Below are 20,631 nucleotides of genomic sequence, written 5' to 3'. Positions count from 1 at the left end.
GCGGCCCGGGTCCTGCCCCATCCGAGTGAGATGGGCGGACCCGGGCCGCGTGCTGTGCGTCCACCCCGGTCCGGTATACCTACCGTGCCAGTGACCGATCGGCTCTGCCTTCGTTCCCCCGTACGGAGGAACGTACGGGGGACGACACAACAGACCTGATACCGAGGTGTACGCCATGGTGGCCCCGCCGGACAACGACGTGCTCTGGGCTCGCGCCCTGCACCACTCCCACAACGGCTCGCTCGCGCTGCAAGGTGTCTCCCTCGGCGTGCGCGAGGGAGAGATCCTCGCCGTGCACGGCCCGCGCGGCTGCGGCAAGACCACCCTGCTGCGCTGTCTGTCCGGCCAGCTCGTCGCCCGGGAGGGCGAGGTCTGGTTCAACAGCGCCCCCGTCCACACCATGTCGCCGCTCCAGCGCGAACGGCTGCGCCGCGACCGGTTCGGCTGGATCGGCCCCGAGCCCGACCTCGTCCCCGAGCTCACCGCCTGGGAGAACGCCGCCCTGCCCCTGCTGCTCAACGGCTCGTCGCACCGCTCCGCCAAGGCGACGGCCCTGGAATGGCTGGAGCGGCTGGACGTCGGCGGCAGCGCCCGCAAGCGGCCCCGCGCGCTGTGCCAGGCGGAGCGCCAGCGGATCGCGGTCGCCCGCGCCCTGGTGACCACACCGGCGGTCCTCTTCGCCGACGAACCGACCGCGGCACTGCACCGCGCGGACGCGGCACAGGTCCTGCGCACCCTGACCGCCGCCGCGCGCTCCCACCGCATCACCGTCGTCCTCGCCACCCACGACGCCGAGGTCGCCGGGCTGGCCGACCGGACGGTCGCCCTCCTCGACGGCCGACGGGTCAACGCCGTCCACCTCAACGGAGCGGAGGGCCGCGACGCGTGCTCGCTCTCCGTCTAGCCCGCGGCGCCCACCCCCTGGTCCTGGCGCGCCGACTGCTCGTGGCGGCGGCTGCCGCCGCCACCGGCTTCCTGCTGCTGTGCACGCTGGCGTACGCCGTGGCGAACCCGGGCGCGTCACCACAGGCCGTGCAGCGCCTCCTGTGGTGCCTGCTGCCGACCGCGGCCACCGCGCACTTCGCCGTCGCCGTGGCCCGCACCGACCCCGCCACCCGGCCACGGCCCGGTCTGTCGGCCATCGGGATGGGCCCGGCGCGACTGGCCGCGCTGGCCGCCGCGTCGACCGCCGTCACCTGCACGCTCGGCTCCCTGATCGCGCTGCTGGTCTTCCTGCACCTGCGGGGGGACATCACCGGCATGCCGTTCGACGGGGACGCCGCCGCGCTGACGGCCGCCGGGCGGCCCCTCCCCCTCGCCGCCGCGCTGACCCTGATGGCCGTCGTCCCGCTCGTGGCGTCCGTCTCCGCGGCGCTCGCCCTCCGCCCGCGCCGCAAGCCCCTGCCCACGGACGGGCCACGGACACCGGAGGCCGACGAAGCGCCGCAGGCGCCCCCGGCCGGGCTGCCGTGGGGCGTGGCGCTGATGGCGATCGGTCTCGCGGTGGAGACGTACGCGGCACGCGGCCCGGCCTCCGGACCGGCGCTCGGCCTGCCCGGCGGTCTCGGCGGCAGCACGCCGCTGGTGGCGGCCGGATGGGTGCTCACCGCACTCGGCCTGGCCGTGGCCGGGCCCGGCCTCACCCATCTGTGCGGGCGCCTGCTCCAGGCCTTCCGGCCCGGTGCGACCCGGCTGCTCGCGGGGCGCGGCCTCATGGAGGAGGCCCGGCGCGTCGGCCGGCCGCTGGGCGTGGCGTGTGTGGTGGCGTCCGCGACCATCGCGGCGACCGCGCTGTACGAGCGGGACGGCACCCAGCCGCTCGGCCCGCTGACCGGGCTCGCCGCCGGCGTGGTGGTGGCCTGCACCACCGCGACCCTGATCACCTCGGCCCTGGAGACCCGGCAGGCCCGGCTGGACATCAAGGAGGCGCTGCTGCGCCTCGGTACGTCGGCGGGACTGCTGCGGACGGCGGCCGCGCTGCGGGCGTTCACCCTGCTGGCCGCATTCGCCCCGCTCACCTGGACGGTGGCGCAGTTGGCCGCTCTGCCCCTGCAGGGCTGAGCCGAACGCCGCGGGGCGCTCGGGCCCGGCGTCGCCGCGGCGGCGAGACGGCGGCGAGACGAGCCGGCGGCCGCCGCGTGAGGGCGGCCCGTCGCGTGGCCGCATGGCGCCCTCAGCCCGGCACGGCCACGACCGCGGCCTTGACCGGCGGACTTGTTTAAGACGTAACGAACCACGACAGAAGCAACTCGCGGGCCCGAACTCACGTCTGGCAGACGGAAAAGCAACCGTTCGAAGGAGCCCGACGTGCTCATAGGACTCTTGACGGCCGTCGCGGCCTCGATCTGCTACGGCACGGGCTCGGTCCTGCAAGCCGTCGGCTCCCGCAAGTCCGCCCGCCGCGAGGCCGCCGCCGGGCTCACCACCCAGCACGGCGGCCCCAGCCTGCAGTCCACCGCCAAGGCCGCGATGACCTGGGAGTTCATCGTCGGCACCATCCTCGACTTCGTCGGTTTCGGGCTCGGCGCGCTGGCCGCCCGGATGCTGCCGTTGTTCCTCTCCCAGACCGTGATCAGCGCGAACCTGGTGATCACCGCCGTACTGAGCGTCAAGCTCCTCGGCATCCGGCTGAACCGGGCCGAGTGGACCTCCATCGCGGTCGTCTGCTCGGCGCTCGTCCTGCTGGCGACCGCGGCCGGACCCGAGGGCAGCGGCGACACTCCGGTCTCCACCCACTGGTGGCTGCTGGCGATCTCGCTGCTGCTGATGGTGGGCGGCACCGTGGTCGTCCGGCTGCTGGGCGCGCGGGCCGCGATCCTCGCCGGTCTGCTGTCCGGCCTGGGCTTCGGCGCGCTCGGCGTCGGGGTGCGCGTCCTGGACGGTGTCGACCCGTTCGACCTCGGCACGCTGCTCGCGGATCCGGCGCTCTACGCCATCCTGGTCGCCGGTGTCGGCGGCATGTACCTGCACACGGTCGCCCTGCAGATCGGTTCGGTGAACGGGGCCACGGCGGCACTGGTCGTCGGCGAGACGGTCCTGCCCGGCATGATCGGCGTGCTCTGGCTGGGGGACGCGTCCCGGCCGGGCCTCGGCTGGCTGGCGATCGCCGGCTTCGTCCTGGCCGTGGCGGGCGCTGTCGCGGTCGCGTGGTTCGGCGCCCCGGAGGGGGAGGCCGCCCCGGTCGCCGAGCCGGAGCCGAGGGAACTGACACCCGTCGGCTGACGGACGGGCGCCTCGTAGACTCCCGGGCAGGGGAGATGAGACATGGGGCTACGGCTCAAGATAGGTGCCACGATCACCGCCACCGCGGCGCTCGCCGCGCTGGTGACGGGCATTCAGGTGCCGCGGCTGCTGGAGGACCGGGCCCGGGACCAGGCGATGGAGCGACTGCTCCTCGCCGAGCACATGTACGAGTCGAGCGGCGGCCCTCCCAGGTTCGGCATGAAGGTCGATCCGCCCAACCTGCCCGCGGAGCTGCGCGACATGGTCCTCAACGGCCGCCGCGCCACCTTCGTGCAGCAGAACGGGGACCGCAGGCAGATCTGGGCCGCGACCTACCACAACGGCCACGTCCTCGCGCTCAAGCAGCGCGAGGATCCGCTGTCGGACGAACTGCAGAGCGGCATGCTGCGGGCGGGGGTCGTCGGCACCGCGGTCGCCACGCTCATCGGACTGCTGCTCGCCACCCGCCTCGGCCGCCGGCTGCGGCTCTCCGCCCGGCGTGCCGAGCAGATCACCGACGGCGACCTGGACGCGCGGCTCCCCCAGAGCGGCCGGGACGAGATCTCCACGCTGACCCGGGCCGTGAACACCATGGCGGAGGCGCTGGCCGAGCGGCTGCGCGCCGAGCGTGAGGTGACGGCGAACATCGCGCACGAGCTGCGCACTCCGGTCGCCGGACTGGTCGCCGCGGCCGGACTGCTCCCCGACGGGAGGGCCGAGTCGATGGTCAAGGAACGGGTCGCCCGCATGCGGGACCTGATGGAGGACGTCCTGGAGGTCGCCCGGCTGGACAACGGCGGCGAGGAGGCCGAGGTACGGCTGGTGGAGCTGAGCGGCCTCGCCCGGCGCGCGGTCCGCGCCGTCGATGCCCCGGCGGAGGCACGGCCCGGGGGCGGCGACCCGGCCGGCACGACCGCCCACGACGGCGCCACCGCCCGCGACGATCCGGGCGCCGGCCAGGAGGCGGGCGCCGGCCAGGAGGCGGGCGCCGGCCAGGAGGCGGGCGCCGGCCAGGAGGCGGGCGCCGGCCAGGAGGCGGGCGCCGGCGTACGGGTCGACATCGTTGCCGACGCGTTCGTGGAGACCGACTCCCGGCGCGTGGAGCGCATTCTGACCAACCTGGTGAGCAACGCCCTGCGGCACGGTTCCGCGCCGGTCGTGGTCCAGGTGGAGCGCGGGGTGGTGCGCGTGCGCGACCACGGCGGGGGCTTCCCGGACCATCTGCTGGCGCACGGCCCGCAGCGCTTCCACACGAGCGCGGTCGGCCGCGGGCTGGGCCTCGGTCTGACCATCGCCGCCGGTCAGGCCCGGGTGCTGGGCGCCCGCCTGGCGTTCACCAATCCCCCGGAGGGCGGCGCGTGCGCGGTCCTGGACCTGTCGGCCGCCGTGCGGGACGAACCGGCCGGGGACTGACCCGGCCGCGGTGTCAGTCCAGGACCACGACGTCCCCGGCGTCGAAGGTCACCCCGGTCTCGGCCCCCTCATCGGGTGCGTCGCGCAGGGAGCACTCCGCCTCCAGGAGGGGCCCGTCGGCGGGCCTCAGCCGCACGGCGACGTGGGTGCCCCGGAAGGTCCGGCCCTCGACCACGCAGCGCAGCCCCGTGGCCGGGTCGCCCGTCCGCACCCCGGCGGGCCGTACCAGCAGCCGGGCCGGGCCCTGCCGGCTGCCCGGTGGCACCGGCACCTTGCCCCAGGCGGTGTCGGCGAGCTCACCGCGGATCGTCGCGTCCACGATGTTGTCGAAGCCGAGGAAGCGGGCGACGAACGCGGACCGGGGCCGCTGCCAGACCTCCAGCGGCGTACCGGCCTGCGCGATCCGGCCGTCCCGCATCACCACGACCCGGTCCGCGAGCGCGAACGCCTCGCCCTGGTCGTGCGTGACGGCGAGCACCGTCGTGCCCAGCCGGCCGAAGAGCCGGCGCAGTTCGACGACGAGCCGCTCGCGCAGGCCCCGGTCGAGCTGGCCGAGCGGTTCGTCGAGCATCAGCAGCCGGGGGCGGGGGGCCAGGGCCCGCGCGAGCGCGACGCGCTGCTGCTCACCGCCGGAGAGGGCGGCGACCGACCGCCGTCCGGCGTCGGGCAGCCCGACGAGCTCCAGCAACTCCGAGACCCGCGCCGCCCGTTCTCCCCTGGACACGCCGCGCATGCGCAGCCCGAAGGCGACGTTGCCGCCGACGTCCCGCTGCGGGAACAGCTGGTGGTCCTGGAACATCAGCCCCACGCCCCGCCGGTGCACGGGCACACCGGCCAGATCGGAGCCCTCCAGCAGCACCCGCCCGCCGTCCAGGGGCTGCAGCCCGGCCACCACCCGCAGCAGCGTCGACTTGCCGCTGCCGCTCGGACCGAGCACGCACACGATCTCGTGGTCGTGGACCGTCAGGTCCACCGCGTCGAGGGCGGCGCGGGCCCCGAAGCGTACGGTCACGCCTTCCAGTGCCAGCATCTAGAACTCCCCCGAGCGATCGGTACGGACACGTTCGAGCAGCAGCAGCGCCACCGCGCACACCACCATCAGGATGGTGGAGAGGGCCATGGCCTGGCCGTAGTTGAGCTCACCCGGCCTGCCGACGAGCCGCGCCACGGCGACCGGCAGCGTCGGGGAGTCGGGCCGGGCGATGAACACGGTCGCACCGAACTCGCCGAGCGACACGGCGAAGGCGAACCCGCCCGCGACCAGCAGGGCCCGCCTGACCATCGGCAGGTCCACCTCGCGCCAGGCGCGCAGCGGCGACGCCCCCAGCACGGCGGCGGCCTCCCGCAGCCGCGCGTCCACGGCCCGCAGCACGGGCAGCATGGTGCGCACGACGAACGGGACACCGACGAGGGCCTGCGCGAGCGGCACCAGGATCCACGAGGACCGCAGGTCCAGCGGCGGCTCGTCGAGGGCGATCAGGAAGCCGAAGCCGACGGTCACGGCGGACACCCCGAGCGGCAGCATCAGCAGTGCGTCGAAGCCCCGCACCAGCCGGCCGGCCCGCCTGGTCAGCGCGGCGGCGGCGAGCCCGCCGATCACCAGCGCGATGGCCGTCGCGGCGAGGGCGTACTGGAGCGAGTTCCAGATCGCCTCCAGCGGCGGGACGAGGAACGTGCCGCCGCTCGCGTCGGCGTCCTGGAGCGCCCGGTAGAAGGCGAGGCCGAAGCCGTCGGGGCCGCCGAGGGAGCGCGCGACCAGGACGCCGACCGGCAGCAGGATCAGCAGGACGATGCTCGCCAGGACCCCGCCGAGCAGCGCCCACTGGCCGGCGCCGTGCGGACGCCGGGCGGTCCGCGCGGCGTCCACGAGTTTCAGCACGGACTCCCGCCGGCGGACCGTCCGGGCGTGCACGGCGAGGATCGCGCCCACCGCGACGAACTGCAGCAGTGTCAGCACGGCGGCGGTGGAGAGGTCCAGCAGCTGCGCCGTCTGCCGGTAGATCTCCGCCTCCAGGGTCGAGTAGGCGGGTCCGCCGAGGATCTGCACGACGCCGAAGGAGGTGTAGGTGAAGAGGAAGACCATCAGGGCGGCCGCGGCGACGGCGGGTGCGAGCGCGGGCAGCGTCACCCGGCGCCAGGCCCCGAACCGGGAGGCGCCGAGGACCCGCGCGGCTTCCTCCTGGCGCGGGTCGAGCTGCCCCCACAGCCCGCCGACGGTGCGGACGACGACGGCGTAGTTGAAGAAGACATGCGCGAGGAGGATCGCCCACACGGTGGTGTCGAGCCGTACGCCCCACAGTTCGTCGAGCAGCCCGCCGCGGCCGACGACGGCGAGGAACGCGGTGCCGACGACGACGGTCGGCAGCACGAACGGCACGGTCACCACCGCGCGCAGCACCTGCTTGCCGGGGAAGTCGAGACGGGCGAAGACATACGCGCCGGGCAGCGCGATCAGCAGGGTGAGCAGGGTGGAGGCGAGCGCCTGCCAGGTGGTGAACCAGAGGACGTCGAGGATGTCCGGGCGGCTCAGCACCTCGCCGAGCCGCCCGAGCCGCCAGTCGCCGTCCGTCTTCAGGCCGCGGCCGACGATCGAGACGACGGGGTAGGCGAAGAAGACGGCGAAGAAGGCGACGGGCAGCGCCATCAGCCCGAGGCGCACGGCAGCACCCTTCAGGCCGGGCCTGGCCCGGACCGGTGAAGGCACCTTTCCGCCGTCCTCCGGGTCGGCCTCTACTTCAGGACGAGCGAGGACCACGTCTGGATCCACTGGTCACGCTTCTCGGCGATCTTCTCGGGGGCGACCGTACGCGGCTTGTCGGCCTGCGCGCCGTGCTTGGTGAACAGCTCCGGCAGCTTCGCGTCCTTGATCACCGGGTTCACGAACATCTGCAGCGGCATGTCCTCCTGGAACTTCTTGCCGATCAGGAAGTCGATCAGCGCCTTGCCGCCCTCCGGATTCTTGGCGCCGGTCAGCAGGCCGGCGAACTCGGTCTGCTGGAAGCAGGTGCCGGTCGAGACGCCGGTGGGCGCCTCCTTCGGCTGCGGCTGGGCGTAGAGCACCTCGACGGGCGGGCTGGAGGCGTACGACACGACGAGCGGCCGGTCACCCTTGGCCTTCTTGCCGCCGGCCGAGCCGGAGAACTCCTGGTTGTAGGCGAGCTCCCAGCTGTCGACGACCTTGACGCCGTTGGCCTTCAGCTTCTTCCAGTAGTCCTGCCAGCCCTCGTCGCCGTACTGGGCCGCGGTGCCGAGCAGGAAGCCGAGACCGGGCGAGGACCGCTCCGGGTTCTCCACGACGAGGAGGTTCTTGTACGCGGGCTCGGCGAGATCGTCGAAGGTCTGCGGCGGCGCCAGCTTCTTGTCCGCGAAGTACTTCTTGTCGTAGTTGACGCAGATGTCGCCGGTGTCGACGGGCGTGACGCGGTGCTTGTCCTTGTCGAGCTGGACCGCGGCCGGGACCTGGTCCAGGCCCTTCGCCTCGTACGGGTCGAACAGACCGTTGTCGAGCGCGCGGGACAGGAGGGTGTTGTCGACGCCGAAGAAGACATCGCCCTGCGGGGCGCCCTTGGTGAGGATCGCCTTGTTGACGGCCTCGCCCGCGTCGCCGCTCTTGAGCACCTTGACGGTGTAGCCGGTCTCCTTGGTGAACTCCTTCAGGACCGCCGGGGAGGCGTTGAAGGAGTCGTGACTGACGAGCGTCACGGTCTTGGACGTGGTGCCGCCGGACGACGCCGGGTCGTCGGAGCCGCAGGCGGTGAGCGTCGTGACGCCCAGAGCCGCGGCCAGCGCCCCGACCGTGATCTTCTTGGTGGTGCTCACTGAGATTCCTCCTGGGTGTGACCAGGAAGAGACGCGGCCCTGCCCGCCGGGGACCCGGCGGGCAGGGCGCAACAGCTCGAGTAACGACCGAACTTCCTACCCAGAATGACCTGGGCGAGGTTCAGAGGGTCTGCAGCCGCTGTGCTTGTTCGAAAAGCGTGTGCCGCACTCTCAGCGCTGTGGCGCTCCCCTGTCGGAATGTGCAGATGTGTGTTCGAGCCCAGACTACAAGCTCACCGCTCGGCGGCGGCGAGCTGTCCACAGGCGCCGTCGATCTCCTGCCCACGGGTGTCACGCACCGTGACCGGTACGCCGTGGGCGGCGATGGCCTCGACGAACGCCTTCTCGTCCTCGGGCCGGGAGGCGGTCCACTTGGAGCCCGGCGTCGGGTTCAGCGGGATCAGGTTGACGTGCACCCTCCCCCTGGCTCCGCCGGGGGGACCCCCAGCCTTGAGCAGCCGGCCGAGCAGGTCCCCACGCCACGCCTGGTCGTTGATGTCGCGGATGAGCGCGTACTCGATCGAGATGCGCCGGCCCGACTTCTCGGCGTACTCCCAGGCGGCGTCCAGCACCTCCCGCACCTTCCAGCGGGTGTTCACCGGCACGAGCGTGTCACGCAGCTCGTCGTCCGGGGCGTGCAGCGAGACGGCGAGCCGGCACTTGAAGCCCTCGTCGGCGAACCGCAGCATCGCCGGCACCAGGCCGACCGTCGACACGGTGATCCCGCGCTGCGACAGTCCCAGGCCGTCCGGCTCCGGGTCGGTGAGCCGCCGGATCGCACCGACGACCCGCTTGTAGTTGGCGAGCGGCTCACCCATGCCCATGAAGACGATGTTGGACAGCCGCGCGGGCCCCCCGGGGACCTCGCCGTCCCGCAGCGCCCGCATCCCGTCGACGATCTGGTGCACGATCTCCGCGGTCGACAGATTGCGGTCGAGCCCGGCCTGGCCCGTGGCACAGAACGGGCAGTTCATCCCACAGCCGGCCTGCGACGAGATGCACATCGTCACCCGGTCCGGGTACCGCATCAGCACCGACTCGACGAGCGTGCCGTCGTGCAGCCGCCACAGCGTCTTGCGGGTGGTGTCGTCGTCGCACGAGACGTGCCGCACGACGGACATCAGATCGGGCAGCAGCTCCCCGGCGAGCTTCTCGCGGGAGGCGGCGGGGATGTCGGTCCACTGGGCGGGGTCGTGGGCGTACCGCGCGAAGTAGTGCTGGGACAGCTGCTTGGCGCGGAACGGCTTCTCGCCGATCGCGGCGACGGCCTCCTTGCGCTCGGCGGGCGACAGGTCGGCGAGGTGCCGCGGCGGCTGCTTGGCTCCGCGCGGGGCGACGAAAGTGAGTTCTCCGGGCTTGGGCATGGTCCTACCAGTGTCGCAGAGATACGGCGAAGGGCTCGCCGCCCTGGGGACGACGAGCCCTTCGCGGAAGAACCGCAGGTCCGGGGGGTGACTCAGCCGCTTCCGACGAAGACGACCAGCAGCAGCCACACCACCGGGGCCGTCGGCAGCAGCGAGTCGAGGCGGTCCATGATGCCCCCGTGGCCCGGGAGCAGCGTGCCCATGTCCTTGATGCCCAGATCCCGCTTGATCATCGACTCCCCGAGGTCGCCCAGCGTGGCGCTGGCCGCGACCGCGAGGCCCAGCAGCAGGCCCTGCCACCAGGTGCCGCCGTCGATCAGGAACTGCATGCACAGCGCGCCCGCCGCCATCGCGAACGCCACCGCGCCGAGCAGGCCCTCCCGGGTCTTGCCGGGGCTGATGCGCGGCGCCAGCTTGTGCTTGCCGAAGCGCCAGCCGACCGCGTACGCGCCGGTGTCGCTGACGACCGTGAGCAGGAGGAACGTCAGCACCCGCTGCGGACCGTCCTCCGCGGTCAGCATCATCGCCACGAACGTCGCCAGGAACGGAACGTAGAAGGCGGCGAAGACACCGGCCGTCACGTCCTTGAGGTAGCCCTCCGGCGGCTCGATCATGCGCCACACGAGCACGGCCAGGGCCGTGAGCGCCATCGCCACCCAGGCGCCCTCCGCGCCCCGCACATAGCCGGCGACGACCATCGCCGCGCCGCCGACCGCGAGCGGCACGAGCGGGGCCTTGATGGACTTGCGCTCCTCCAGGCGGGACGTCAGCTCCCACAGCCCGACCATGACGGCGACGGCGATCACACCGACGAAGACCGGCTTCCAGACGAACAGGGAAGCGACGATCACCGCGCCGAGGCCGATGCCGACCCCTATCGCGGCCCGCAGGTCCCGGCCGGCCCGCTTCTTCTCCTTCGGCTGACTCTGCTGCGAAGAGGAGTGCTGCGGCTCCGGGGACTCCGGCGGCTGGGCTGCCGCAGGCGGCGGGCTGGGCATGGGCTCCTGCGGCATCTCGTCATGGAACGGGGGACCGCTCAGCGGAGCGGTCCCCCGGTCGCGGTCGTCCTGGCCTCCACCGGCGTGTCCGCCGGCGGGAACGTCGGGCACGATGGGCATGGGCTGCGTCTCTGGTGGATACAGTGCGTCATGCCCATCGTAGGCGGGACCCGCCGGGGCGGCCGGAGCGAACCCCGGATCGAACCCCTGGTCGGGCGGACCCCAGTAACCGCCTCTCGGCGGGGCCCCCCAGGAAGAGTCGTTCATCAGACCTCGAGAAGCTCGGCTTCCTTGTGCTTGAGCAGCTCGTCCACCTGCGCGACGTACTTCGCGGTGGTGTCGTCGAGCTCCTTCTCCGCACGACGGCCCTCGTCCTCGCCGACCTCGCCGTCCTTGACGAACTTGTCGATGGCCTCCTTGGCCTTGCGGCGCACGGAACGGATCGAGATCTTGGCGTCCTCGCCCTTGGTCTTGGCGACCTTGATGTACTCCCGGCGGCGCTCCTCGGTGAGCTCGGGGAACACCACACGGATGATGTTGCCGTCGTTGCTCGGGTTGACGCCGAGGTCGGAGTCGCGGATCGCCTGCTCGATGTTGCGCAACGCGCTCTTGTCGAACGGGGTCACCACGGCCATGCGCGGCTCCGGCACCGAGAACGACGCCAGCTGGTTGATCGGGGTGACGGCACCGTAGTAGTCCGCCACGATCTTGTTGAACATGGCCGGGTGCGCACGTCCGGTGCGGATCGCGGCGAAGTCCTCCTTGGCGACCAGGACGGCCTTCTCCATCTTCTCCTCTGCCTCGAGGAGGGTCTCTTCGATCACCACTTGCTCCTGCGTGTCTATGAGTAGGCCCGGCGTACAAAGGGCCGCGGAACCTGCGTCGCGTCTGTCTCCTGCACGGTGTCCGACCGGCAGGGCTTTGTCCATCCCTCGCTGGGGCACCCCGGGGACCGGGATCAGGTGCGGGTGCCCTGGTCGCTCACGAGAGTGCCGATCTTCTCACCCTTCACCGCGCGCGCGATATTGCCCGCGGCGAGCAGTTCGAAGACGAGGATCGGCAGGTTGTTGTCGCGGCAGAGGGTGATGGCGGTGGCGTCGGCGACCTTGAGGTCGCGGGAGAGCACCTCGCCGTACTCCAGCGCGTCGAACTTCACCGCGTCCGGGTTGGTCTTGGGGTCGGAGTCGTAGACGCCGTCCACCCCGTTCTTGCCCATGAGGAGCGCTTCGGCGTCGATCTCCAGGGCTCGCTGGGCCGCGGTGGTGTCGGTGGAGAAGTAGGGCATGCCCATACCGGCGCCGAAGATGACGACACGGCCCTTCTCCAGGTGCCGCACGGCGCGCAGCGGGATGTAGGGTTCCGCGACCTGGCCCATGGTGATGGCGGTCTGGACGCGGGAGTCGATGCCTTCCTTCTCCAGGAAGTCCTGGAGGGCGAGGCAGTTCATGACCGTGCCGAGCATGCCCATGTAGTCGGAGCGGGCCCGGTCCATGCCGCGCACCTGCAGCTCGGCGCCGCGGAAGAAGTTGCCGCCGCCGATCACGACAGCGATCTCCGCGCCGTCGCGCACGACGGCGGCGATCTCGCGAGCGATGGCGTGTACGACGTCGGGGTCGACGCCGAGGCCGGTGCCGCCGGAGAACGCTTCGCCGGACAGCTTCAGCATGAAGCGGCCGGCCTTGTTGCCGGTGTTGTCGTCGCCCTGTGCGGCGCCCTGGTTCATGGAGATCTCCTCGTGCACATACGAAGAAGGCCATTGCCGGTGGGTGTTGTGGTCCACTCGCGGCAATGGCCTCCTCGTCAGATCTGCGGCCGTCCGGCGCTCACGCGGCCGACGTCCACTTGGCAACCCTAGCGGGCTCCCTTGTCGAGCGCGTACCGGCTCAGATGCCGACCTTGATGCGGGTGAAGCGCTTCAGGGTGACACCGGCCTCGTCCAGGATCTGCTGGACGGTCTTCTTGTTCTCGAGCGCGTACGGCTGACCGAGGAGGGTGGCCTCCTTGAAGAAGCCGTTGACGCGACCCTCGACGATCTTGGGCAGCGCGGCCTCGGGCTTGCCCTCGGCGCGGGTGGTCTCCTCGGCGACGCGGCGCTCGGACTCGACGACCTCGGCCGGAACGTCCTCACGGGAGAGGTACTTCGGCGCGAAGGCGGCGATGTGCTGCGCGACACCCTTGGCGATCTCGGCGTTCTCCTTGTCGAGCTCGACGAGAACACCGATCTGCGGGGGCAGGTCGGGCATGGTGCGGTGCATGTAAGCCGTGACGTAACCGCCGGAGAACTGCGCGAAGCGGTCCAGGACGATCTTCTCGCCGAGGTTGGCGTTGGCCTCGTCGACGTACGCCTGGACGGTCTTGCCGGCCTCGATCTCGGAGGCGAGCAGCGCCTCGATGTCGGCCGGGGAGGTGGCGGCGACGTGCGCGGCGAGCGCGTTCGCGACGGCCTGGAACTTCTCACCCTTGGCGACGAAGTCCGTCTCGCACTTCAGCTCGACCAGGACACCGGAGGTGTTGTCGTCGGCGATCAGGGAGACGACGGCGCCGTTCTCGGCAGAGCGGCCCTCGCGCTTGGCGACGCCCTTCTGGCCCTTGATGCGGAGCGCCTCGACGGCCTTGTCGACGTTGCCCTCGGCCTCGTCGAGCGCCTTCTTGCAGTCCATCATGCCGGCGCCGGTGAGCTCGCGGAGCTTCTTGACGTCAGCGGCGGTGTAGTTCGCCATGATCTGTGAATCTCTCTCGAAGTCTGGAAGATCTACAAAGATCTACGGGTGGACGGCGGGAGCTCGTGGCCCCCGCCGTCGACAACCGATCCCTGCGACGCCCGGCCCTTTACGGCCGTCACGCCCAGGTCAGGACCGTGAAGGTCAGGCCTGCTCGCCCTCGGCGGCCGGAGCCGCCTCCGCTGCCGGAGCGGCCTCCGGGGCCTCCGCGGCGGCCTCGGCCGGCTTCTCGGCCTCCTCGGACTTCTTGTCACCCTCGAGGAGGTCGCGCTCCCACTCGGCGAGCGGCTCGCCGGCGGCCTTCTCGCCCGGCTTCGAGTCACCGGCGGCGACACCGGAACGGGCGATGAGGCCCTCGGCGACGGCGTCGGCGATCACGCGGGTGAGCAGCGTGACGGAACGGATCGCGTCGTCGTTGCCCGGGATCTTGTAGTCGACCTCGTCGGGGTCGCAGTTGGTGTCGAGGATCGCGACGACCGGGATGTGGAGCTTGCGCGCCTCACCGACGGCGATGTGCTCCTTCTTGGTGTCGACGATCCAGACGGCGCTCGGCACCTTCTGCATCTCGCGGATACCACCGAGGGTCTTCTCCAGCTTGGCCTTCTCGCGCGAGAGGACCAGGAGCTCCTTCTTGGTGAGGCCGGAGGCGGCCACGTCCTCGAAGTCGATCGCCTCAAGCTCCTTCAGACGCTGAAGGCGCTTGTAGACGGTGGAGAAGTTGGTGAGCATGCCGCCCAGCCAGCGCTGGTTGACGTACGGCATACCGACGCGGGTCGCCTGCTCGGCGATCGCCTCCTGCGCCTGCTTCTTGGTGCCGACGAACATGATGGAGCCGCCGTGCGCGACGGTCTCCTTGACGAACTCGTAGGCGCGGTCGATGTACGACAGCGACTGGAGCAGGTCGATGATGTAGATGCCGTTGCGCTCGGTGAAGATGAAGCGCTTCATCTTCGGGTTCCAGCGACGGGTCTGGTGACCGAAGTGGACGCCGCTCTCCAGCAGCTCCCGCATCGTGACGACGGCCATGGCCGTATCTCCTTGGATTCTCGGTTGTGTCCTGACGCCCCGACGCGCTGCGCCACGAAGGACCGAAGAGCGCTGCCACGATTTTGAGGTCGGTGGCGGGGCGTGCGAAGTCGACCCGGTGACCCGGGTCGCCAGAAGAAGTGTACGGGACCTTGGCGGTGGCGGGTGACGGCGCTGTCCACAACCACCCGGTAGTCCACAGATCCGCACCATGATCAGCGCGACGACGCCCCCCTGCGGCACAGTCCTGCCCATGTACCGCAGCGCCCTGATTCTCGCCCTCACCGCCCTCGCCACAGCCGCCTGGCCGGTGGGCCCACCGCGCCCCGCGATCGTCCGCGGCTGGGAACCACCCGCCTCGGCATACGGCCCCGGCCACCGCGGCGTGGACCTCGCCGCCCCGCCGGGCGCACCCGTACGGGCGGCGGCCGCCGGCCAAGTCTCCTTCGCGGGCCCGGTGGCCGGCCGCGGCGTCCTGTCGATCACCCTCCCCGCCTCGGGCGACCCCCCACTGCGGACGACCTACGAGCCGGTCCGGCCCCTCGTCCCCGCCGGTACCCAGGTCACCGCCGGCCAAGTGGTGGCCGAAGTGACCACGGGCCCGTCGTCCTCGCACTGCTCACACACATGCCTGCACTGGGGACTGCGCCGCGGCGACACCTACCTCAACCCACTGTCACTCCTCCCCCCGTCGCTACTGCGCCGCCCGCCGTCACGACTGCTCCCGCTGACGGGGACGTGACGGCGGCCGGAAGGAGGGGAGAGGCACCGGGGGAAGAGGGGGACAGGGGTGGGGGTGGGGAGGGGGGCGGGGGGGAGGGGGAGGGCCCCAGGGGAGGAGACCGGCCGGGTCAGGAGCCGGCCGGGCGGGCGAGACCGTGCAGGGCCATCGCGACCGCCATGTCGGCGATGGCCGGCGGGTCCTCCGCGGCGCCCAGCTCGATACGGCGCACAGCCGCGTCCACGACACCCTGGAGCAGCATGGCGGCCAGCCGGGGCTGGTCCTGGCCCAGCTCGCCGAGCGCCTCGACGATCATGGCGATGAGCCCGCCGTGGGCGGCACGGATCTTCTCGCGCGCCCCGTCGTCCAGCTCGCTGGCCGAGATGGCGACGACGGCGCGGTGGCGCCGGTCGCCGACGAGCTCCAGCTGGCGGCGGACGTAGGCCTCGACCTTGCCCTCAGGTGTCTCCGCCCGCTCCATGGCGGCCTCGACCTCGGCCGCCCAGACGGGGAAGTCGACGGCGCACAGCTCCTCGACCACGGCGGCGCGGGAGCGGAAGTACTCGTACACGGACGACCGGGCGAGGCCCGTGCGCTCGGCGAGGGCCGGGAAGGTCAGTGCTTCCGTCCCGCCCTCGGACAGCAGGGAACGCGCGGCGTCCAGCAGGGCGCCGCGCTGCATGGTCCGGTGCTCGGCCACCGAGGCCGCTCGAATCCTGGGCACGGCTCCACTTTACGGCGGGCGCCTGCGCGTCAGCGTCCTACATCGGCCAGCTTGGCCCTGAGCTGGAGCACGGACTTGGTGTGGATCTGGCTGACGCGGCTCTCGGTGACTCCCAGGACGTTGCCGATCTCGGCGAGGGTGAGCCCCTCGTAGTAGTAGAGGGTGACCACGGTCTTCTCCCGCTCGGGGAGGGTGTTGATGGCGCGGGCCAGCAGCCGGCGCAGCTCGCGGTCCTCGGCGACCTCGACCGGGTCGTCGGCGGCGGTGTCCTCCAGGGTGTCCATCAGGCTCAGCCGGTCGCCGCCCTCTCCGCCCGCGTGCAGCAGCTCCTCGAGGGCCACGACGTTCGCGAGGGACAACTGGCTGAATACCGCGTGCAGGTCTTCCAGGGCGATGCCCATTTCGGCGGCGACCTCGCTTTCCGAGGGGGTGCGCCGCAGCTGCGCCTCCAGGGTGGCGTACGCCCGTTCGACGGCTCGGGCCTTCTGCCGCACCGAGCGGGGGATCCAGTCCAGCGCCCGGAGTTCGTCGATCATCGCGCCGCGGATGCGTGTGATCGCGTAGGTCTCGAATTTGATCGACCGGCCGATGTCGAACTTCTCGATGGCGTCGATGAGCCCGAAGACTCCGGAGGAGACGAAATCGGCCTGTTCCACGTTGGAGGGCAGCCCCACGCTGACCCGGCCCGCGACGTACTTCACCAGGGGCGAGTAGTGCAGGATCAACTGCTCCCGCAGCCGCTCGTCGCCCGTTTCCTTGTACGACCGCCACAGCTCGTCCAGGGACGAGGGCGCGGGCGGCCGCACGGTGCCCCGGGCAGCGGGGGGCACGGCGGCGCGGTCGGACCCGGAGGTGTGCTGGGGCATGCGTTGCCTTGAGCCGTTCTGCTGTGGTCTGAGGGGGACGGATGGCGGAAGGAAGAGAGCCGTCGGGGGTAATTCTGGTGAGCGTAGCGTGACTGGGTGGTTGCAGTGCGCGAAGGTCCCTGGATCGTGGCTCTGTGAGGGCGCGCCGTCGGCCGCATCTTCGAATGGGGCCGACGGCGTGCGCGTCGGCTCCTCGGGTGCCACCGGCACTGCTGCGAAGGTCATCGGGATCACCTTTTCACCCGAATGCCCGAGGTCAAGTACCGCCTCGCCGGGTGTTCGGGCGGCGCGCGGCGGTGGTCGTCAACTGCCAGGTGTCGCCGTCGCGTTCGACGAATCCGAGGGAGTGGAGTTCGTACAGCCTGCCGAGTGCCTCGTCAACGGCGGTTCCGGCGTCACGCGCGACGGCGGGCGTGGTGGCTTTCGTTCCGCGGGCGGGCAGGGCTTCGAGCACCCGTGCGCTGAGCGGGTCGAGGACGTCGCGTGGCAGCACGGGGCCGCGCCGGGCGGGGGCCAGGTCGCCGATGTCACCGACGAGTTCGGCGACTTCGGCGGCATCGGTGACCAGGACGGCCTCGCCGCGCAGTAGTTCGTGCACGCCCGCGGAGAGTCCGCTGGTGACGGGCCCGGGGATGCCCATGGTGAGCCGGCCGAGCTGCTGGGCGGCCCGGGCGGTGACCAGGGAGCCGCTGCGGTACTCGGCCTCCACGACCACGGTGCCGCGGGTGAGTGCGGCGATCACCCGGTTGCGGAGGATGAACCGGCTCGGTGTCGGGTGGGCGCCGGGTGGCAACTCTCCGACGAGGAGGCCCTGTTCCGCGATGCGGGCGATGAGTTCGGCGTGGCCGCGGGGGTAGACCTTGTCGACTCCGGAGGCGAGCACGGCGACGGTGGCGCCGCCTGCGGCGAGGGTGCCCCGGTGGGCGGCGCCGTCGATGCCGTAGGCGGCGCCGGAGACGACGACCCAGCCGCGTTCGGCGAGTCCCGAGCCGAGGCCGGCCGCGGTGTGCGCGCCGTATGCCGTGCAGGCTCGGGCGCCGACGACGGCGACGGAGCGCAGGGCCCAGCGGCGGAGGTCTGCCCGGCCGCGCACCCAGAGTCCGACGGGCCGGGTGTCTTGGAGGTCGTCGAGCTGGCTGGGCCATTCGCGGTCGCCCGGCACGATGAACCGTCCGCCGGCCGTGTGGGCGGCCGCGAGGTCCCGGTCGGGGTCGGCCTGTGCCGCCCGTAGCCGGAGTCCCTCGATGCGGCGTCCGGTCGCGCCGGTGAGTGCCCCTGCGGGGAGGGAGGGGGCGGTCAGCCGGTGGAGGAGTTCTACGGGGCCGTGTTCGCGCAGCCAGCGGCCGCTGTGTGGGTCCCCCGGTTCGACGATGCGGGTCAGGGCGGCGCGGGCCCGTCGCTCGTCGTCCGTCACGGGGCCGGTGATCGGTTGTTCCGCGTTTGCCGGGGGCGCGGGCGGATGCGGCTCGTCGCTCGGGTGGCCGGGGTGTTCCGTGGTGGTGTTGTCGGGCTGTTTCACGCCGTCTCCCCCGCCATGAGGGGCACGCCCCGGGCGATGCCGGTACGGAGTTCGAGGGCGAGGTGGATGTCGCGGGTGTCGGGCCGGTCGTGGCCGGCGAGGTCGGCGAGGGTCCAGGCGACTCGGAGCACCCGGTCGAGGCCGCGTGCGGTGAGCATGCCGCGTTCCATGTCGCGTTCGGCGGGGGCCAGTGCGCCTGGGGCGACCTGCCAGCGGGTCCGCAGTTCGTGTCCGGGCACTTCGGAGTTGATGGTCCAGGGGGTGCCGTCCAGCCGGTGGGCGGCGCGGGCCCTGGCTTCCAGGACCCGGGCGGCGACGACGGCGGTGGGTTCGCCTCGGCTGCCGCGGCCCAGGAGGTCGGCTCTGCCCACGGGCTCCACCTCCACTCTGAGGTCGACGCGGTCGAGCAGCGGTCCTGAGAGCCGGGCCTGGTACCGGCGGATGAGGGAGGCGGGGCACTCGCAGCCCGCGCCGTGCAGGGTGTGCCGTCCGCAGGGGCAGGGGTTGGCGGCCAGCACCATCAGGAACCTGGCGGGCAGCCGGACCACGCCCGCGCTGCGTGCGACGACCACGTGGCCGGACTCCAATGGCTGGCGCAGCGCGTCCAGGGCCTTTCCGGAGAATTCGGGGGCCTCGTCGAGGAAGAGGACTCCTCGGTGGGCGAGGGACACGGCGCCGGGTCTGGGCAGGCCGTTGCCGCCGCCGACGAGGGACTGCATGGTCGCCGAGTGGTGGGGGGCGCAGTAGGGGGGCCGGTGGACCAGGGGTTTGCCGGGCGGGAGGATGCCGGCGACGGAGTGGACGGCGGTGACCTCCAGGGATTCCTGGCGGGTGAGCGGTGGCAGCACCGTCGGCAGCCGTTCGGCCAGCATGGTTTTGCCGGCGCCGGGCGGGCCCGACAGCAGGAGGTGGTGGCCGCCCGCTGCCGCGACTTCCAGGGCGAGGCGGGCGCCGCGCTGTCCGGCGACGTCGGCCAGGTCCGGGCTGTCCGTCGGGTCGGCGGCCAGTCCGGTGCCGACGCCGGCGCCGGGGACGAGCAGTCCGGCCAGTATGGCGTCGGGGCGGCCTTCGTCGTCGGGGTCCTCGTGGGGCACTGGTTCGTCGGTGAGGACGGCGATGAGCTGCCGCAGTGTGCGTACGCCGAGGACCGAGATGCCCGGTACGAGGGCGGCTTCGCCCGCGGTCTGTTCGGGCACGACGACTTGTTCGTAGCCCGCCTCGGCCGCGGCGAGCACGGCGGGCAGGACGCCGCGGACCGGCCGGACCCGGCCGTCGAGTCCGAGCTCTCCGATGAGGACCAGGTCGGCGATGGCGCGGGGGTCGATGCGCTCGGCCGCCCCGAGGACGGCGCATGCGACGGCCAGGTCGAATCCCGAACCTCCCTTCGGGACGGAGGCGGGGCTCAGCCCGACGGTGAGTTTCTTCTGCGGCCATTCGGCGGCCGAGTTGACGACGGCCGCCCGCACGCGGTCCCTGCTCTCCGAGAGGCTCTTGTCGGGGAGTCCGACGAGGGTGAAGGCGGCGACGCCCGGCTCCAGGTCCGCCTGGACCTCGACCACCACGCCCTCGACGCCGACCAGGGCGACCGAACATGTCCGTGCGAAGCCCATCACGCCACCCCTCGGACGTGCTCGACGACGGGGGCTCCGCGCCGGGGCAGCACCACCCCTACGAGGTCGATGCGGACCCCGCCGGGTGGTGGGCCGCCGTGTCGCTCCAGCCAGCAGGCGGCGAGGCGTCTGAGCCGGTCGGCCTTGGCGGGCGTGACGGCGGCCATCGGATGCTGGAAGGAGCCCCCTCTGCGGGTCTTGACCTCGCAGACGACCACCATGTCGCCGTCCCGGGCGACGATGTCGATCTCCCCGGCCCGCCCGCACCGCCAGTTCCGTGCGAGGACGGCCATCCCGGCCTGGTCCAGCCGGCGTACCGCCAGCTTCTCGCCGTACCGTCCCAATGCGCTTGTCGCGTTCATCCCGGCACCACCTCCGGGACCGACTGTGTCGTGCCGGGGCCGCCCTGTTGGATCTTGGTGGACAACCGGCCGGTTGTGGACAACGCAGTCACCCACACGAGTGGGGCTCATAACGCCTGCAAGGCCGGTCGGCCACCGGAGCTCCATGCGGACGGCGGCCGGTCGGCCGCCGGGAGGCTCTCGCGGGCCGGGGCCGGTCGGGTGCCTGGGAGGCTCTCGCGGGCCGGGGCCGGTCGGCTGCTGGGCCATCGCTGCCCACCGGCTCCG

General features: G+C 72.2%; 19 protein-coding genes. 5 read left to right on the top strand and 14 right to left on the bottom strand.

Features of this window, described 5'->3' with window-relative positions; translation table 11 throughout:
- The first annotated feature begins 175 nt into the window (after positions 1-175).
- The 4 genes from ACY34K_RS21205 (at position 176) to ACY34K_RS21190 (ending at position 4,635) form a co-directional block, all read left to right on the top strand.
- Positions 176-904, top strand: a complete 729-nt coding sequence (locus ACY34K_RS21205; protein WP_462749324.1) for an ABC transporter ATP-binding protein — start codon at positions 176-178, stop codon at positions 902-904.
- On the top strand, positions 886-2,061 hold the full coding sequence (locus ACY34K_RS21200; protein WP_462749322.1) for a hypothetical protein: 1,176 nt from the start codon (positions 886-888) through the stop codon (positions 2,059-2,061). Before ACY34K_RS21205 ends, ACY34K_RS21200 begins: the two co-directional genes overlap by 19 nt.
- Positions 2,062-2,307: 246 nt before the next feature.
- Positions 2,308-3,222, top strand: a complete 915-nt coding sequence (locus ACY34K_RS21195; protein ID WP_462749320.1) for a DMT family protein — start codon at positions 2,308-2,310, stop codon at positions 3,220-3,222.
- Positions 3,223-3,264: 42 nt separating this feature from the next.
- Positions 3,265-4,635, top strand: a complete 1,371-nt coding sequence (locus ACY34K_RS21190) for a sensor histidine kinase (protein WP_462749318.1) — start codon at positions 3,265-3,267, stop codon at positions 4,633-4,635.
- A gap of 13 nt (positions 4,636-4,648) precedes the next feature.
- Here ACY34K_RS21190 and ACY34K_RS21185 read toward each other — a convergent pair whose 3' ends face one another.
- The 9 genes from ACY34K_RS21185 to rpsB all read right to left on the bottom strand — a co-directional run bounded on the left by ACY34K_RS21185 (position 4,649) and on the right by rpsB (position 14,562).
- Positions 4,649-5,665 carry an ABC transporter ATP-binding protein gene (locus ACY34K_RS21185; protein ID WP_462749317.1) on the bottom strand — a complete coding sequence of 339 codons (1,017 nt, stop codon included), beginning with the start codon at positions 5,663-5,665 and terminating at the stop codon, positions 4,649-4,651.
- Positions 5,666-7,279: an ABC transporter permease gene (locus ACY34K_RS21180; protein ID WP_462749403.1), complete on the bottom strand. Its 1,614-nt coding sequence runs from the start codon at positions 7,277-7,279 to the stop codon at positions 5,666-5,668. It lies immediately after the preceding gene.
- Between the two features lie 86 nt (positions 7,280-7,365).
- Positions 7,366-8,454 (bottom strand): thiamine ABC transporter substrate-binding protein, encoded by a 1,089-nt coding sequence (locus ACY34K_RS21175; protein WP_462749315.1) that lies wholly within the window; start codon positions 8,452-8,454, stop codon positions 7,366-7,368.
- 233 nt (positions 8,455-8,687) lie between these two features.
- Positions 8,688-9,818 carry a dual-specificity RNA methyltransferase RlmN gene (gene rlmN, locus ACY34K_RS21170; RefSeq protein WP_462749313.1) on the bottom strand — a complete coding sequence of 377 codons (1,131 nt, stop codon included), beginning with the start codon at positions 9,816-9,818 and terminating at the stop codon, positions 8,688-8,690.
- Between the two features lie 92 nt (positions 9,819-9,910).
- Positions 9,911-11,083, bottom strand: a complete 1,173-nt coding sequence (locus ACY34K_RS21165) for a phosphatidate cytidylyltransferase (RefSeq protein ID WP_462749310.1) — start codon at positions 11,081-11,083, stop codon at positions 9,911-9,913.
- Complete coding sequence (gene frr, locus ACY34K_RS21160) at positions 11,083-11,640, bottom strand: ribosome recycling factor (protein WP_462749309.1); 558 nt, start codon at positions 11,638-11,640, stop codon at positions 11,083-11,085. Before frr ends, ACY34K_RS21165 begins: the two co-directional genes overlap by 1 nt.
- A 134-nt stretch (positions 11,641-11,774) precedes the next feature.
- A complete protein-coding gene (gene pyrH, locus ACY34K_RS21155; protein ID WP_462749308.1) occupies positions 11,775-12,539 on the bottom strand; it encodes a UMP kinase in 765 nt (254 codons plus the stop codon).
- Positions 12,540-12,699: 160 nt separating this feature from the next.
- The gene (gene tsf, locus ACY34K_RS21150; RefSeq protein WP_462749307.1) at positions 12,700-13,536 is read right to left on the bottom strand and encodes a translation elongation factor Ts; all 837 of its coding nucleotides are present in this window, start codon (positions 13,534-13,536) and stop codon (positions 12,700-12,702) included.
- A gap of 144 nt (positions 13,537-13,680) precedes the next feature.
- Complete coding sequence (gene rpsB, locus ACY34K_RS21145; RefSeq protein ID WP_462749306.1) at positions 13,681-14,562, bottom strand: 30S ribosomal protein S2; 882 nt, start codon at positions 14,560-14,562, stop codon at positions 13,681-13,683.
- A gap of 211 nt (positions 14,563-14,773) precedes the next feature.
- On the opposite strand from rpsB, the gene ACY34K_RS21140 reads away from it, so the two are divergent.
- Positions 14,774-15,304 carry a murein hydrolase activator EnvC family protein gene (locus ACY34K_RS21140; RefSeq protein ID WP_462749303.1) on the top strand — a complete coding sequence of 177 codons (531 nt, stop codon included), beginning with the start codon at positions 14,774-14,776 and terminating at the stop codon, positions 15,302-15,304.
- Between the two features lie 109 nt (positions 15,305-15,413).
- Here ACY34K_RS21140 and ACY34K_RS21135 read toward each other — a convergent pair whose 3' ends face one another.
- The 5 genes from ACY34K_RS21135 to ACY34K_RS21115 form a co-directional block, all read right to left on the bottom strand.
- On the bottom strand, positions 15,414-15,983 hold the full coding sequence (locus ACY34K_RS21135) for a TetR/AcrR family transcriptional regulator (protein WP_462749401.1): 570 nt from the start codon (positions 15,981-15,983) through the stop codon (positions 15,414-15,416).
- 53 nt (positions 15,984-16,036) lie between these two features.
- Positions 16,037-16,873 carry an RNA polymerase sigma factor WhiG gene (gene whiG, locus ACY34K_RS21130; RefSeq protein ID WP_462749301.1) on the bottom strand — a complete coding sequence of 279 codons (837 nt, stop codon included), beginning with the start codon at positions 16,871-16,873 and terminating at the stop codon, positions 16,037-16,039.
- Positions 16,874-17,129: 256 nt separating this feature from the next.
- Positions 17,130-18,299, bottom strand: coding sequence for a DNA-processing protein DprA (gene dprA, locus ACY34K_RS21125; protein WP_462749399.1), 1,170 nt, complete (start codon positions 18,297-18,299; stop codon positions 17,130-17,132).
- Positions 18,300-18,388: 89 nt separating this feature from the next.
- Entirely contained in the window at positions 18,389-20,002 is a 1,614-nt protein-coding gene (locus ACY34K_RS21120) for a YifB family Mg chelatase-like AAA ATPase (protein ID WP_462749299.1), read from the bottom strand.
- The gene (locus ACY34K_RS21115; RefSeq protein ID WP_462749297.1) at positions 20,002-20,364 is read right to left on the bottom strand and encodes a YraN family protein; all 363 of its coding nucleotides are present in this window, start codon (positions 20,362-20,364) and stop codon (positions 20,002-20,004) included. Before ACY34K_RS21115 ends, ACY34K_RS21120 begins: the two co-directional genes overlap by 1 nt.
- Positions 20,365-20,631 lie beyond the last annotated feature (267 nt).

The organism is Streptomyces sp. STAM6, from assembly GCF_054963715.1.
This window is presented reverse-complemented; position numbering and strand designations above follow the sequence as displayed.